The organism is Erythrobacter colymbi (genome assembly GCF_002155685.1).
GTDB classification, from domain to species: domain Bacteria; phylum Pseudomonadota; class Alphaproteobacteria; order Sphingomonadales; family Sphingomonadaceae; genus Erythrobacter; species Erythrobacter colymbi.
In genome coordinates, this window is sequence record NZ_MUYK01000002.1 from 37,495 (window position 1) to 52,159 (window position 14,665).

General features: G+C 67.3%; 13 protein-coding genes and 1 tRNA gene. 5 read left to right on the forward strand and 9 right to left on the reverse strand.

Annotated elements, in window-relative coordinates; all coding sequences use genetic code 11:
• Positions 1-92 precede the first annotated feature (92 nt).
• From BZF57_RS03445 to cpdR, 3 genes are all read right to left on the reverse strand, one after another.
• A complete protein-coding gene (locus BZF57_RS03445; protein WP_086734712.1) occupies positions 93-1,316 on the reverse strand; it encodes an NADP-dependent isocitrate dehydrogenase in 1,224 nt (407 codons plus the stop codon).
• A 224-nt stretch (positions 1,317-1,540) separates the two neighbouring features.
• Positions 1,541-1,615 (reverse strand) — tRNA-Val (locus BZF57_RS03450).
• 88 nt (positions 1,616-1,703) lie between these two features.
• Positions 1,704-2,093 carry a cell cycle two-component system response regulator CpdR gene (gene cpdR / locus BZF57_RS03455; RefSeq protein WP_086734714.1) on the reverse strand — a complete coding sequence of 130 codons (390 nt, stop codon included), beginning with the start codon at positions 2,091-2,093 and terminating at the stop codon, positions 1,704-1,706.
• A gap of 139 nt (positions 2,094-2,232) precedes the next feature.
• Between cpdR and BZF57_RS03460 the strand changes: the two genes are divergently transcribed.
• Positions 2,233-3,222 carry an N-formylglutamate amidohydrolase gene (locus BZF57_RS03460; protein WP_169712926.1) on the forward strand — a complete coding sequence of 330 codons (990 nt, stop codon included), beginning with the start codon at positions 2,233-2,235 and terminating at the stop codon, positions 3,220-3,222.
• A gap of 99 nt (positions 3,223-3,321) precedes the next feature.
• Here BZF57_RS03460 and BZF57_RS03465 read toward each other — a convergent pair whose 3' ends face one another.
• Together BZF57_RS03465 and BZF57_RS03470 are read right to left on the reverse strand one after the other, a co-directional pair.
• Entirely contained in the window at positions 3,322-4,116 is a 795-nt protein-coding gene (locus tag BZF57_RS03465) for a SapC family protein (RefSeq protein WP_086734716.1), read from the reverse strand.
• A gap of 108 nt (positions 4,117-4,224) precedes the next feature.
• Complete coding sequence (locus tag BZF57_RS03470) at positions 4,225-5,694, reverse strand: FAD-binding oxidoreductase (protein ID WP_086734718.1); 1,470 nt, start codon at positions 5,692-5,694, stop codon at positions 4,225-4,227.
• Positions 5,695-5,868: 174 nt separating this feature from the next.
• Between BZF57_RS03470 and BZF57_RS03475 the strand changes: the two genes are divergently transcribed.
• From BZF57_RS03475 to BZF57_RS03485, 3 genes are all read left to right on the forward strand, one after another.
• Positions 5,869-6,438: a hypothetical protein gene (locus BZF57_RS03475; RefSeq protein ID WP_086734721.1), complete on the forward strand. Its 570-nt coding sequence runs from the start codon at positions 5,869-5,871 to the stop codon at positions 6,436-6,438.
• 145 nt (positions 6,439-6,583) lie between these two features.
• Positions 6,584-8,029: a DEAD/DEAH box helicase gene (locus BZF57_RS03480; RefSeq protein WP_086734723.1), complete on the forward strand. Its 1,446-nt coding sequence runs from the start codon at positions 6,584-6,586 to the stop codon at positions 8,027-8,029.
• 72 nt (positions 8,030-8,101) lie between these two features.
• On the forward strand, positions 8,102-8,926 hold the full coding sequence (locus tag BZF57_RS03485) for a sterol desaturase family protein (protein ID WP_086734725.1): 825 nt from the start codon (positions 8,102-8,104) through the stop codon (positions 8,924-8,926).
• 4 nt (positions 8,927-8,930) lie between these two features.
• Here BZF57_RS03485 and BZF57_RS03490 read toward each other — a convergent pair whose 3' ends face one another.
• Positions 8,931-11,234, reverse strand: a complete 2,304-nt coding sequence (locus BZF57_RS03490; RefSeq protein WP_086734727.1) for an ATP-dependent helicase — start codon at positions 11,232-11,234, stop codon at positions 8,931-8,933.
• A gap of 273 nt (positions 11,235-11,507) precedes the next feature.
• On the opposite strand from BZF57_RS03490, the gene BZF57_RS03495 reads away from it, so the two are divergent.
• Positions 11,508-12,053, forward strand: coding sequence for a hypothetical protein (locus tag BZF57_RS03495; protein ID WP_086734729.1), 546 nt, complete (start codon positions 11,508-11,510; stop codon positions 12,051-12,053).
• Positions 12,054-12,057: 4 nt separating this feature from the next.
• On the opposite strand, the gene rsmD is transcribed toward BZF57_RS03495, so the two are convergent.
• Genes rsmD through BZF57_RS03510 form a run of 3 tightly spaced genes read right to left on the reverse strand, consistent with a single transcriptional unit; the run spans position 12,058 to position 14,588 of the window.
• Entirely contained in the window at positions 12,058-12,633 is a 576-nt protein-coding gene (gene rsmD, locus BZF57_RS03500) for a 16S rRNA (guanine(966)-N(2))-methyltransferase RsmD (RefSeq protein ID WP_086734731.1), read from the reverse strand.
• The gene (locus tag BZF57_RS03505) at positions 12,630-13,409 is read right to left on the reverse strand and encodes a pseudouridine synthase (RefSeq protein WP_086734733.1); all 780 of its coding nucleotides are present in this window, start codon (positions 13,407-13,409) and stop codon (positions 12,630-12,632) included. Before BZF57_RS03505 ends, rsmD begins: the two co-directional genes overlap by 4 nt.
• Positions 13,410-13,448: 39 nt before the next feature.
• Positions 13,449-14,588 (reverse strand): aromatic ring-hydroxylating oxygenase subunit alpha, encoded by a 1,140-nt coding sequence (locus BZF57_RS03510; RefSeq protein ID WP_240505838.1) that lies wholly within the window; start codon positions 14,586-14,588, stop codon positions 13,449-13,451.
• Positions 14,589-14,665 lie beyond the last annotated feature (77 nt).

Sequence of the window (14,665 nt, forward strand, 5' to 3'; positions counted from 1 at the left end):
GTCAGGGGAGTGGCTGTCACCCTGTCGGGGGACAATAAAAAACCGGGCAAGCCGCAAGGGCCGCCCGGTCTTTCAGGAATGCAGCGAAGCGATCAGGCCCAGCTGGCCATTTCCTTTTCGAGGTTCTGGACGATCGTCTCGAAGAACTGCTCGGTGGTCTGCCAGGCCTGGCCCGGGCCGATCAGCAGCGCGAGATCCTTGGTCATGTAGCCCTTCTCGACGGTCTGGATGCAGACCTTTTCGAGCGTCTCGGCGAACTTCACCACGTCCGGCGTGTTGTCGAACTTGCCGCGGTACATCAGGCCGCGGGTCCAGGCGAAGATCGAGGCGATCGGGTTGGTCGAGGTCGCCTTGCCCTGCTGGTGCTGGCGGTAGTGGCGGGTGACGGTGCCGTGGGCGGCTTCGGCCTCGACGGTCTTGCCATCCGGGGTCATCAGCACCGAGGTCATCAGGCCGAGCGAGCCGAAGCCCTGCGCCACGGTGTCGGACTGCACATCGCCGTCGTAGTTCTTGCATGCCCAGACGAACTTGCCCGACCACTTCAGCGCCGAGGCGACCATGTCGTCGATCAGGCGATGTTCGTAGACGATGCCCTTTTCCTTGAACTTCTCGGCGAAGCCCTCGGTGTCGAACACTTCCTGGAACAGGTCCTTGAAGCGCCCGTCATAGGCCTTGAGGATGGTGTTCTTGGTGCTGAGGTACACCGGCCAGCCGAGGTTGAGGCCGTAGTTGAACGAGGCGCGGGCGAAATCGCGGATCGAATCGTCGAGGTTGTACATCGCCATCGCGACGCCGGCCGAGGGGAAGTCGAACACATCGAGGTCGATTGTCTCGCCGTTGTCGCCGTCCCACACGAGGCGCAGCTTGCCGGGGCCCGGGATGCGCGTGTCGGTTGCCTTGTACTGGTCACCGAAGGCATGGCGGCCGACGACGATCGGGTCGGTCCAGCCCGGCACCAGGCGCGGCACGTTGTCGATCACGATCGGCTCGCGGAAGACGACGCCGCCCAGGATGTTGCGGATCGTGCCGTTGGGGCTCTTCCACATCTTCTTGAGGCTGAATTCCTCGACGCGCTGCTCGTCGGGGGTGATGGTGGCGCACTTCACGCCGACGCCGTACTGCTTGATCGCGTTGGCGGAATCGACCGTCACCTGGTCGTCGGTCGCGTCACGGTTCTCGATCGAGAGGTCGTAATACTTCAGGTCGATATCGAGATAGGGCAGGATCAGCCTTTCGCGGATCCACTGCCAGATGATGCGCGTCATCTCGTCGCCATCGAGTTCGACGACGGGGTTGGCGACTTTGATCTTGTTCATGCGTGTTGCCCTATCCTTCTTGCCCCGTCTCTTGCGAGGCTAGGTGTGATCGACAGGAAGCTGTTGCGGGCCCGTCCGAGGCCCATAGATCCCGCGCGGGCTTTAGCAGAGGTGTGAGGGCTTGCAAGCGCGGGTGTTGCGAATGAAACGCAAGAGCCGTTGCGGCGGGTGCAGGACACAAAAAAGCCCGCCGGTGAGGGCGGGCGCTTTTGGTCTTTGTCCGGTGGTGGGCGTAGCAAGGATTGAACTTGCGACCCCTACGATGTCAACATAGTGCTCTACCACTGAGCTATACGCCCGCACCATCGGACCAGCCCCGTCTCGGGGCGGAGCGGCCCTTTATCGCAGCACTTCCGAAGGTGCAAGCGATTCGAGCCGCGGAAATTCTCACATTCGCGCCGCGTCCGCTTCCTCGAACACGCGCTCGACCTCCAGCACCAGATCGCGCAGGTGGAAAGGCTTGGAGAGCACCTTGGCGGCAGGCTGTTCGCGGCTGGCGCGCAGGGACACCGCGGCAAAGCCGGTGATGAACATCACCTTGGTGCGCGGCGAAATCTCGGCGCAGCGCTGGGCGAGCTCGATCCCGTCCATCTCGGGCATGACGATGTCCGAGAGCAGCAGGTCGTAATCGCCTGTTTCGAGCAGGGGCACGGCATCAGTGCCGCGATCGACCGCGCTCACCTCGTAGCCGGCATTGGTCAACGCCCGTTCGAGATAGGCGCGCATCGCCTCTTCATCTTCGGCGAGCAGGATGCGGGGGGTGCGTGTCGCTGTCATGCGCAAGGCGTTAGCAGACCCGGCTTAAGAAATCTTTGTTTCTGCGATGAGGCGCATCCTGTCCGGTGCGGAAAGGCGCGGGCTAACCCTGCGATGAGGCTTTGACAGCCCCGCGCAAACGCGTCAGCAAGGGGTGCCCATGTCACCGTCCTCCCGCTCTCCCCGGAACGGCCTGCCTGGCCCCACACCTCCCCAGCGCACCGCGTCCAGCGGCGGCGTGGTGCCGGGGCTCGAGGATGCGCCCGCCTTCACGCTCACGCGCCCCCCGCGCCTGCGGATGCCGGTGCTGGTGGCGGTGCCTCACGCGGGCCGCAGCTATCCGCCGCAGGTTACCGCGCGGATGCGCGATGCTGGATCTGCGCAATTGCGGCTCGAGGATCGCTACGCCGACCGGCTCGGCATCGCGGTCGCGCGCGAGACGGGGGCGGCTCTGCTGCTGGCCCATGCGCCGCGCGCGCTGCTCGATCTCAACCGCGCCGAGGACGATATCGACTGGGACATGGTCGAGGGCGGACGGCCCGATGACGTTCCCCCCGCAGAGCCCGGCCAGCGCAGCAATGCCCGCGCACGCAGCGGGCTCGGGCTGGTGCCGCGGCGGCTGCCGGGTTCGGGCGAGATCTGGCGCGGGCGGCTTGCCCCGGCCGAGCTTGCAGCGCGGATCGAGGGGATTCACCAGGCCTATCACACCGCGCTTGCGGCAGAGCTTGCCAGCATCCGCGCCGAATGGGGCGCGGCGCTGCTGGTCGACCTCCATTCCATGCCGCCGCTGCGCCCGGGCGAGGGCGAGGTGCGCGCGCCGGTGGTGGTGCTGGGCGACCGCTTCGGGGCCTCGTGCCACAACGTGCTGGTCGGTCGCGCGCTCGCCCATCTCGAAGCGCGCGGGGTGCCGGCGGCACAGAACCGGCCCTATTCGGGCGGCTACGTGCTCGACCGTCACGGCGCGCCGCACAAAGGCGTCCACGCGGTGCAGATCGAGGTGTGCCGCGCGACCTATCTCGACCGCCATCTTGCCGAGCCGGGGGCGGGGCTTCCCGCGATCGCCGCGATGCTTGCCGCGCTGGTGCGCGAGCTGGGTGCGGAAGCGGCGCTGCTCGGCGGGGGCGAGGGGCTGCGGCAGGCCGCCGAATAGGCCCCGGAACGTAGAACGGGCGGGAGACCTTAAGGTCTGCCCGCCCGTCCGCGATGCTGTCAGGGCCGAAGCGTCGCCGCCCCGGCCCCTGCTGCAATATCAGTTCAGCGCCGGAGCCGGAGCGCCTTCCGGCGTCATCGGCACCTTGCCCTGAGCCAGCTGACGCTCGAAGATCGTGCGCATCAGGTTCAGCGAGAAGAGGTGCGCGTAGATCAGCATCAGAATGCCGTTCTTCGACAGGTCCTCGAGCTGGGCAGCCGGAAGCTCGCGCAGCTTGTTCTCGTCTACCATGCGGAAGCCGCGGTAGATGAACGGGGTGTTGGGCATGTCATTGCGCGTGATCGCGATTTCGCCGTCCATCAGGATGTCGAGCTTCGCGAGCTCGTCCATGAAGGTCTTGGTGCGCATCCCGGCTTCTTCGAAGCGGCGGCAGAAATCGAGCACGCCGTTGGTGTACTCGGTCGGCTGGCCGGCGGTGTCGAACAGCTCAAGGCCTTCCTCGAACTTGCCGAGCAGACCGGCGCTCGGGTCGAAGCACAGCGACATGTCCTCGCTACCCGGCTGGAGCTTGGCGAGGATGAAGGGATAGCGGCGCGCATAGGCGGGCAGATAGATCGGCTCGTTGATCTTCATGTCCTCGCCCACGAAGGTGTTCACACCCTCGTTGAGGCCGAACAGCGCGATCGGCAGCGGGCTGTCACCGGCGGTGAACACGATCGGGAAGTGGCGCTGCGCGTCCACGAACTCGTCCGAGGTAAGCGGAATGGCGTGCGTGACCGAGAGGTACTCGGCGCTCTCGAGCGAGCCGGCCTTCCAGTCAGCGTGGTCACGGCTGTTGAGCGGCAGAAGGTCCTTGTAGAACAGCGGAAGTTGCGGTTGCGGCGCGCTGGCCATGACGAAGTCTCCGAAACGGTAGTGGATGATCCCCTCAGCGGAAAATCTCCTCCCCCGCCGAAAGCGGGGGCCTTAGGGCTTTGCGTCCTCGCGCGCAAGCGGTGAGGGTCAGCGAGCCGGGGGGATGTCCAGCAGTTTCCCCGGATTGAACAGATTGTGCGGATCGAGTGCCTGCTTGACCTGCCGCATCACCGCCAGCGCGACGGGATCGTGGAGGCGGGCAAGTTCTGCCACCTTCATCTGCCCGATCCCGTGTTCGGCGCTGATCGATCCGCCCCACTGCGTGACGAGATCATAGACCCGTGCGCTCACCGCCTTGCCCTCGGCCTCTTCCCACACGCCCCGAACCGCGCCTTGCGGGGCGAGGACGTGGAAGTGGACATTGCCGTCGCCCAGATGCCCGAAGGCGACCGCGCAGGTGCCCGGGAAGGCGCCTTCCACATCGGGCACGGCGGCGAGGATGAACTCGGGCATCTTTTCGACCGGCACCGAGATATCGTGCTGCATCGCCGGGCCGAGCGCGCGTTCGGCGGCCGAAATCCCGTCGCGAAGGTTCCAGAAGGCTTCTGCCTGGGTATCGTTGGCGGCGATCACCGCGTCGGCAATCAGGCCCTCCTCGAGCGCGGTTGCGAGCGCCGTCTCCAGCATTTCGCGCAAGACTGCGCTGTCCTGCGAGGGCGACACGCATTCAACCAGGGCGTTCCACGTGTGCGTCTCGTCCAGCGGTGCGCGGGCCGTCGGCTGGTGCGCGAGCACCGAGGCGAGGCAATGAGCCGGCACCACCTCGAAACCTTCCAGCGCATCGCCCATCGCGCGCTCCATCTGCCGCAGCAGCGTGCGCGCCTCGACGATGCCGCCGAGCCCGACCCATGCGGTCGCCCGGCCCACCGGCGCGGGGAGCAGGCGCAGACAGGCGGCAGTAACGATCCCGAGCGTGCCCTCCGAGCCGATCAGCAACTGCTTGAGGTCGAAGCCGCGGTTGTCCTTCTTGAGCGGTGTCATCAGATCGAGCACCTCGCCCGAGGGCAGCACCGCTTCCAGCCCCAGCACCTGTGCGCGCATCGTCCCCTGGCGCAGCACCTGCGTGCCGCCTGCGTTGGTCGAGATGAGCCCGCCAATGGTCGCCGAGCCCTTGCCGCCGAGCGTCAGGGGGAAGCGCAAGCCGGCCGCATCGGCCGCCTCGTGGAGGGTCTGAAGGATCACCCCCGCCTCGCAAACCGCCTGCCCCGCCTCGAGCGAGAGGCTGCGGATCGCGTCCATCCTGCGAAGCGAGAGGATGATCGCATCGCCGCTTTCATCGGGGGTCGCGCCGCCCGCCATGCCGCTGTTGCCGCCCTGCGGCACGACCGGCACGCCATGCGCGGCGCACAGCCTGACGAGCGCTGAGACCTCGGCGGTCGAAGCGGGCGAGGCCAGCGCCAGCGCGCGGCCGGTGTAGCGCCCGCGCCAGTCGGTCAGCCACGCGTCCATCCGCTCGGGATCGGTGGTCAGTCCCTTGGGGCCGAGCAGTTCGGTGGCGGCGGCGAGGAATGCCGTGGCAGATGCGGCTGCGCGCGGGGGCGGGGCGGGGTGATTCATTGTTGCCTCCATGCCACACCCGCCGATGAAATTGCCAACGCTTTTGCGGCTGCGACGTCAGGCAGTTAAGGCATGGTTCAATTGGAAAGGCTAGGGCGTTAGGCGTGCCGCGCGGGCAGGTGACCCCGTCCGATCGCGCCGCTCCGGCCGCCCGAGGAGAGATCGACTTCATCCATGCACAGCGTGCTCGCCTTTGCCGCACCCCTTGCGCTGATGCTGCCGCTGGTGGCCGAAGCGCTCGACGTGCCCGAGGAAGCAGGCGTCGGTGCGGATGTCCCCGCGCCGCAGAGCGAGGCGGCCAGCGCGCAGGAGCCGGCGGCGATCAACCCGCTATCGGCGATGCGCCAGTCCACCGTGTTGCGCCAGGTCCGGATCGAACAGCGCGTGGTGGTGCGGATCACGCCGCAGCCTGGCCCCTCGCGCCAGAACCTCACCGCCGAAGTGCCTGAGCGTCCGCCTGCACCCCGCTTCGAGGAACGCGGCAAGGAGAAGTGCGTGCCGCTGGCGGACATTGCGGGCGTCCAGACCGGTAGCGGCGACCGCCTCGTGCTGTTTCTGCGAGACCGGCGGATGATCGCGGTCAACCTCGAAAAAGCGTGCCGCGCCCGTGACTTCTACGCCGGCTTCTATGTCGAGCGGAACAAGGACGGGCAGCTGTGCGTCGAGCGTGACAAGCTGCAATCGCGCACCGGCGCCCAGTGCGAGGTCGAGACCATGCGCCAGCTGGTGCAGGTCCGCAGCTGACCATCGCCGCTCCAGCGGCGGGATTCCTTGACTTTTGCCCCCGTTTGCGGGAAAGGCGCGGCGGCCTGATGCAGCGCTCGCTTGCGCGGCAGGCCGCAAATCCCGGCAGCGACCCTGCCCGCTATTCTCGGACACCACGAACCGCATGACCTTCGCCGATCTCGGCCTTTCGCCCGAATTGCTCAAAGCCGTGGAGGACGCGGGCTACACCACGCCGACCGCGATTCAGGCGCAGGCAATCCCCACCGTGCTGATGATGAAGGACCTCATCGGCATCGCCCAGACGGGGACGGGCAAGACCGCGAGCTTCGTGCTTCCGATGATCGACGTGATGGCCGCCGGCCGCCGCCGCGCACTGATGCCGCGCTCGCTGATCCTCGAGCCGACCCGCGAACTCGCCGCACAGGTCGCCGAGAATTTCGAGAAGTACGGCAAGAACCATGATCTCAAGATGGCGCTGCTGATCGGCGGCGTGCAGATGGGCGACCAGCTCAAGGCCCTGTCCGACGGTGTAGACGTGCTGATCGCGACCCCCGGCCGCCTGATGGACCTGTTCGAGCGCGGCAAGATCATGCTCAACGGCTGCGAGCTGCTGGTGATCGACGAGGCCGACCGGATGCTCGACATGGGCTTCATCCCCGATATCGAGTTCATCTGCTCCAAGCTCCCCGAGAGCCGCCAGACCATGCTGTTCTCGGCCACCATGCCCGCGCCGATCGAGAAGCTGGCGAAGAAGTTCCTCAACAACCCCAAGCGCATCGAAACCGCGCGAGCGGCGACGACCAACAAGGACATCACCGCCTTCAAGGTGCCGGTGAAGTCGAAGCAGAAGCGCGAGACGCTGCGCTGGTTCCTCGAGAACGATCTGGTCGAGAACGCGATCATCTTCGCCAACCGCAAGACTACTGTGCGCGAGCTCAATCAGAGCCTCAACCGCCACGGCTTCCGGTCGAGCGAGATCCACGGCGACATGGACCAGTCGAGCCGCATCAAGGAGCTCGAGCGGTTCAAGGCGGGCGACGTCAATATCCTCGTCGCCTCGGACGTTGCGGCACGCGGGCTCGACATCAAGGGCGTAAGCCACGTCTTCAACTTCGACACGCCCTGGCACCCGGACGATTATGTCCACCGCATCGGCCGGACGGGCCGGGCGGGGGCGAAGGGGCGGGCCTTCACTTTCGTTTCGGAAGAAGATGCCGAGGCGATCGCCAATGTCGAGAAGCTGACCGGCGCGGCGATCAAGGTGTTCGGCAAGGAAGACGTGCGCGTCGACCTCAGCGAAGCCATCGCCCGCGCCGAAGCGGCCGCCAAGGCCAAGCAGGAAGTGCCGGCGGAAGAGCGCGAGGAACGCGAGCCCCGCAAGCCGCGCCGCGCCCGCGAGGAGCGCGAGCCGCGTCAGGACCGCGAACCGCGCCGCGAACGCGAACCGCGCGAGGAGCGTCCGCGTCGCGAAAAGGCCGACCGCCGTACCGACCGTGTCGCTGTCGGCGATGACCGCAGGCCGCGCCGCCATCACGAGGATGACGAGCCCGTCCCCGCCGGCGAATGGAACGGCCCGCGCCCGAGCTTCCTCGACATCGGCTTCGGCTGACCTTCGCCTCTCCGTCCCCGTGGGCAGACGCGGTTAACGCTTTCTTGGCGGATGACGGCGTAGTCCGGAGCCGTGATCGAAAGCACGCTCGAAATCCTGCGCACCGAATTCACGAGCCTCGCGCCGCTAGCGCTGGTGTTCGGCGTGATCGCCTATGTCACCAAGCGCCGCGCGATCCTTGATGCCCTGCGCCGCGCGCGGGGCGAGATCGTCACCAATATCGTGCTGCTGCTGATCAACGCCGTGGTGTTCGGCCCGCTGCTGCTGGTGCCGATCCTGACCGGCCATTCGCTGCTGCCGCGCGCGCAGGGGCTTGTCGACCTGTGGGCGGCGATGCCGGGAGCGGTCTCGGTGATCGCGGCCATCGCGCTGATGGAATTCGCCGCCTATTGGCGCCACCGCTTCGAACACGCCCGCGCGCTGTGGCCGGTCCATGCGACCCATCATGCTGACGAGGCGATGACCTGGCTCAGCGTGCGCCGCAAGCATCCGCTGGGCGAGATGCTCAGCGTGCTGATCGACAACCTGCCGGTGGTGCTGCTCGGCCTTCCCTTCTGGGCGATTGCGGCGGCGGTGCTCATCCGCGGCTGGTGGGGCTATTTCATCCACGCCGATGTGCCCTGGACACTCGGCCCGCTCGGCAAGGTGTTCATCTCGCCCGCCGCGCACAGGTTGCACCACATCCGCGACGAGGAACTGATGGGCACCAACTTCGGCAACATGCTGACGGTGTGGGACCAGATGTTCGGCACCTACCTTGACCCCGCGCCCTACGTGAACTGCGCCACCGGCATCGCCGAAGGCACCCGCGACGCCTGGGGCGAACTCGCCCGCCCGTTCGAGGCGCGTTACTGGCGCAAGGCTCCTGCCGAAGCGGCGGAACAGCCTGCGGGCTGAGAGCCTAACCCACCACCGTCACGAAACTGTCGAGCACCCGCTTTTCGCCTGCCTCCTCGAACAGGATGGTGAGCTTGTTGCCCTCCTGATCGATCACGCAGCCCGTGCCGAACTTGGCGTGGGTGACCATCGCCCCGATCGCGACGTCGCTGCGGGCAGGCGCAGCGAAACTGGCGGCGGAGCGGGTGTTCTCGCGCACGCGGGCGGGGGTGGTGTCGTAGCCTGCAGCAATCGCGCGCTGCCAGCCGGGGCCGCGCTGTTGGGCGCGGTCGGGCCGGTCGCGCGCGACGTGGGCGAAGGGGTCTTCCTGCTCGCTCCAGTTGGCCCGCCACAGCGAGGCGCCGCCAGTGAGGGTGGTCTCCTGCTCGATATGCTCGGGCGGCAGTTCCTCGATGAAGCGCGAGGGGATCGAGCTCGTCCACTGGCCGTAGATCCGGCGGTTGGCGGCGTGGAGGATGGTGCAATGCCGCCGCGCGCGGGTGATCGCGACGTAGGCGAGGCGGCGTTCCTCCTCGAGGCTGGCGAGGCCGCCCTCGTCGATCGCGCGCTGCGAGGGGAAGACGCCTTCCTCCCATCCGACGCAGAAGACATTGTCGAATTCGAGGCCCTTGGCGGCGTGGATCGTCATGATCGTGACTGTCTCGCCCTCGTTTGCCCGGTCATTGTCCATGACGAGGCTGACATGCTCGAGGAAATCGCCGAGCGTGAGGTATTCCTCCATCGCGCGCGCGAGTTCCGACAGGTTTTCGGCGCGGCCCGCACTCTCGGGCGAGCGGTCGGCGGCGAGCATGGCGTTGTAGCCGCTCTCTTCCATCACCAGCCGGAGGAGATCGGCGGGCGAAAGCGTCTCGGCCTGTTCGCGCCAGTGCAGGAACTGGCGCATCAGCCCGCCGATGGTGATGGCAGAGCGCTTGGGCAGCTCGTCGCTGTCGGCCAGTTGCAGTGCGGCAGCGGCGAGTGGCAGGCCGGTGCGGCGGGCATGGCTGTGCATCGCTTCCAAAGCCTTCGCACCGAGGCCGCGCTTGGGGACGTTGTGGATGCGTTCGAAGGCAAGGTCGTCCTGCGGCTGGGCGATCAGGCGCAGATAGGCCAGCGCATCGCGGATCTCGGCGCGCTCGTAGAATCTGAAACCGCCGATGATGCGGTAGGCGATGCCGATCTGGATGAAGCGGTCTTCGAACTCGCGGGTCTGGTACTGCGCGCGGACGAGGATCGCGATCTGGTCGAGCGCGGCGCCTTCGCGCTCGAGCCGCTCGATCGCCTCGCCCACGCGGCGCGCTTCCTCGGGCGCGTCCCACACGCCGATGACCTTGACCTTCTCGCCGCCATTGACCTCGGTCCACAGCGTCTTGTCGTGGCGCTGCGAGTTGGCGCGGATCAGGCCGGATGCGGCGCCGAGGATATGCGGGGTGGAGCGGTAGTTCTGTTCGAGCCGGATCACTTCCGCACCCGGAAAATCCTTCTCGAACCTGAGGATGTTGGCGACCTCGGCCCCGCGCCAGGAATAGATCGACTGGTCATCGTCGCCCACCACGCAGATGTTCTTGTGGCCTTGTGCGAGGAGGCGCAGCCACAGGTACTGGACCGCGTTGGTGTCCTGATACTCGTCCACCATGATGTAGCGGAAGCGGCGCTGGTAATCGGCGAGGATATCGGGATGGCCGCGCAGGATGTTCAGCATGTGCAGCATCAGATCGCCGAAATCGCACGCGTTGAGTTGCTTCAGGCGCTCCTGGTAGCGCCCGTAGAGCGCGGTGCCGCGGCCATTGGCATAGGCCTCGTTCTCTACCGCATCGAGATCGGCGGGGTTCAGGCCGCGGTTCTTCCAGCGGTCGATCAGCCCCGCAAGCTGGCGCGCAGGCCAGCGCTTCTCGTCGAGATCGGCCTCGGTGATGAGCTGCTTCAAGAGGCGCAGCTGATCGTCGGTGTCGATGATGGTGTAGTTGTGCTGGAGCCCGACCAGTTCCGCATGGCGGCGCAGCATCTTCGCGCAGATCGAGTGGAAGGTGCCGAGCCACGGCAGCCCCTCTGCCTGCGGGCCGAGGTGGTGCGACACGCGCTCGCGCATCTCCCGGGCCGCCTTGTTGGTGAAGGTGACGCACAGGATCTGGCTGGGATAGGCGCGCCCCGTGGCCACCAGATGGGCAAGCCGCGAGGTGAGCGCGGCGGTCTTCCCAGTGCCTGCGCCAGCGAGCATCAGGACGGGGCCTTCGGTGGCGAGCACGGCGGCGCGCTGTGGCGGGTTCAGCCGCGCGGCATAGGCCGGAACCGAGTCGCTCGTGGCGGGGGAGGGCAGGTTGGTACTCATCGTCTCATGCGAACAGGTAGGGAACAATTGCCTGACGGGCAAGCCGCGAGGCGCCGCGGTGCACAGGGCGCGCGGCGGGCGGAAAATCGGTCTGCCGCCTTTCAGCCACAATTTCCGCCCGGCTGGTGCAACCGCGGGATGCCCGGGAGAGGCGCGCGATTGCCTCGGCCGGGCACTGGCCCATATCTGAAGGAACCGGCGAGCAGGGGATCGCGCAGCCGGATACGCCTTTTGCGTTCGTCGTGCTTGGGACAGTCAATGATGGAGTTACCCATGCACAAGTCTTTCAATACTATCGCACTTACGGGTGCCGCGATGGCTCTGGCGCTGGCTCCGGCGATGGCCGCAGCGCAGGATCAGGGCGCACCCGCCAGCATGCCGCAGAGCAGCCCGACCACCGGCACCCCGCCGGCGGGCACTCCCGGCACCGATGTGCCGCCGACCGATCCGACCGGCATGCCGCAGTCGGATACGACCACCGAGCAGGTGCCGGACGATGCGACCACCGGCGCGCCGGCCGATACCCCCGCGCCGGACAATGCCGCAACCGATCCGGCTGCCTCGCAGGCAGCGACTCCCCCGCTGTCAGCCGCGGACCGCGACGCCAGAATCAAGGCCTGGCCAGCCGAAAAGCAGGCCGCCTTCAACGCCTGGGCGCCCGAGACCCAGACCTATTTCTGGACCTTGAGCGAGTCGCGGCAGGAGCTGTTCTGGCGCATCGCCGATGCCGACAAGGCCACGCTCGCCACGATGGCCGAACCGAAGCGTGAAGCCACCTGGGTCGAGCTCGAGAACCGCGTCAAGCAGATGAAGGGCTAACCTCTCACGCGAGGGGCGCCGGGTCGGCAGCGGGGGCAGCATCCATCCGCAAGAGGTGGAGCTTGCCCTTGCCGACCCGGCGTTCGGCCTCGTGCGAAAGCCCCTTGATCGCGATGTCCTCGTTGAACGCGGTTTCCAGTGCGATCCATGTCTCCGGCCCGATCCAGCCGAGCCTGAGCAGACGGTCGAGCGCCACCTCGCCCGCGCCCGAATGATAGGGCGGATCGGCGAGGATCAGATCGAGCGGCTTGGCCGCCGCGCGCAGGGCCATCACCGAACCCGCCTCGACCCGCGTGCGCAGGGCGGCACCGAGCGCCGCGATATTGGCGCGGATGACATCCACCGCCGCGCGGTCCTGCTCGACAAACAGGCAGTGTTCCGCCCCGCGCGACAAGGCTTCGAGCCCCAGCGCGCCCGAGCCGGCGAAGAGGTCCACGACCTGCAATCCCTCGAAATCGCCGAGCCTGCTGGTGAGCATCGCGAACAGAGTCTCGCGCGTGCGGTCGGCGGTCGGACGGGTCGCGTCACCTTTGGGCGCGGTGAGTTTGCGCCCGCGCCATTCGCCCGCAATGATCCTCACTTCGCCGCCGCCTTGGCCAGATCAGCAAGGAAGCGGTCGACCGGCTTGCCCTTCAGTTCCACCGCCTGCCCGCGCGGCAGATCGCCGAGGTCGAAGGGACCATAGCCGGTGCGGATCAGGCGGTTCACCTGAAGCCCCAAGTGCTCGAGCACGCGGCGCACTTCGCGGTTCTTGCCCTCGGTGATGGTCATCTCGATCCACAGATTGCGGCCCGAGGAACGCTCCAGGTTCGCGTCGATCGAGCCGTAGCGCATCCCGTCGATCTCGACGCCCTCGATCAGGTCCTCGAGCTGCTCCTGCGTCACCACGCCGAAGGCGCGCGCGCGGTAGGTCCGGGGGATCTTGCTCGCGGGCAGTTCGAGCTGGCGCTTCACCGCGCCGTCATTGGTGAGGAGCAGCAGGCCCTCGGTATTGAGGTCGAGCCGTCCGACCGGCATCACCCGGCCCGCGTCCTTGGGCAGGGCATTGCGCAGCGCGGTGTAGATCGTCGGGCGCCCCGCCGGATCGCGCTCGGCGGTGATGAGGCCGGTGGGCTTGTGGAAGGCGAACAGCCGCGTCGCCTCCGCGGCGGTCACGGGCTTGCCGTCAACCGTCACGCCCCTGAGGCTTGCGAGGATCGTCGCGGGCGTATCGAGCACCTTACCATCGATCGCGACGCGGCCCTCGGCGATCATCCGCTCGACCTCGCGGCGGCTGGCGATGCCCGCACGGGCGAGCAGCTTGGCGATGCGGTCGCCTTCGGGACGAGTTTCGGAGCGTGGGGGCTGGGTGGGCATGGGCGCGCGCCTAAAGCATTTCGCGCCGGAATGCGACCTTCAGTTGGCGGCCCGTAGCGCCTCGCTCACGATCTGGTCGAAGCGCGCGATCCCGCCTTCGAGCGTGCCGAGGGTGATGTGCTCCACCGCCCCCGAGGACAGCCCCTGCTGGCCGAGCTCCGCCGCGCGGAAGTCCTCCGAGGCGAAGACCCCGCCGTCGAGCAGGTTCCAGCTCTTCTCCCAGTGCGCCAGCGCCTTCTCGGTCGCGGGTGCCTCGGGAATGAGCATGAAGTCCTCGACCAGCGTAAGGTCGGCGGCCTGCGGCATCAGCACCATCACGTTGATGTAATCGGGGCTCGGCACGATCACCGTCGCGGGGAGCAGCTGGTAGGCGAAGGTCACCACCCGCCTCAATTGCGCCATGTCGGTGAGATCGACGCCCGCCATCTCCTCCAGCCGCCCGACGGCCGAGCGCTGGTGCGGGCCGATCTGGTCGCCCGCGGTGATCCCGTCCTTGAAAAAGGGGCCGATCGTGGCCGCGTGCAGCCGCGTCACATGGTAGCTTTCGAGGAAGGCATCCATGATCAGCTTCCAGTTGCCGCGCACCGTGTGGAGCTTCCTCCGGAACAGGTGCGCGCCGGCCAATCCGAAAGAATCCATATCGCTGCCCAATTCCTGTGCAGCGCTGAAATCGGCATCCTGCGCCGGGGTGAACCAGATCAGGCCGCCTGCCTCAAGACTGGGCAGTTCCACGAGGCCGTAGTCCGCCTTGTCGAGCCCCGGGAAGGTCTCGGGGCGGGGCAGGGCGAGGAAGCCGCCGTCGAGCCTGTAGGTCCACGCGTGATAGGGGCACACCAGCCGCTTGGCGCAGACCGCCTCGCTCCCCTCGACCAGCCGGGTGCCGCGGTGGCGGCAGACGTTGAGGAAGACATGGGCCTTGCCCTCGTTGTCGCGGGTGATCAGCAGCGGGCGACCGGTCGCGTCATGCGGCACCGCCATGCCGGGCTCGGGCAGCAGCGCGGAGGGCGCGATCACCTGCGGCAGCCGCTCGAACAGCGCCGCCTTCTCGCGGGCGAAGTGATCCGGGCAGGTGTAGTTCTTCGCGGGAACCGTCTGGACCCCGCCCGACTGCCGCCCGACACCGCCGCGGATCGCCTCGGCGAGTGCCAACTGGCCGGGTGTGGGCCGCAAAGTGGGCATATCTGTTGTTGCGGCGTTCATCGCTCTTTTCTCATCCTCTCAACCCCGACTAGTGTGACACGAAACCGGGCCGGAGC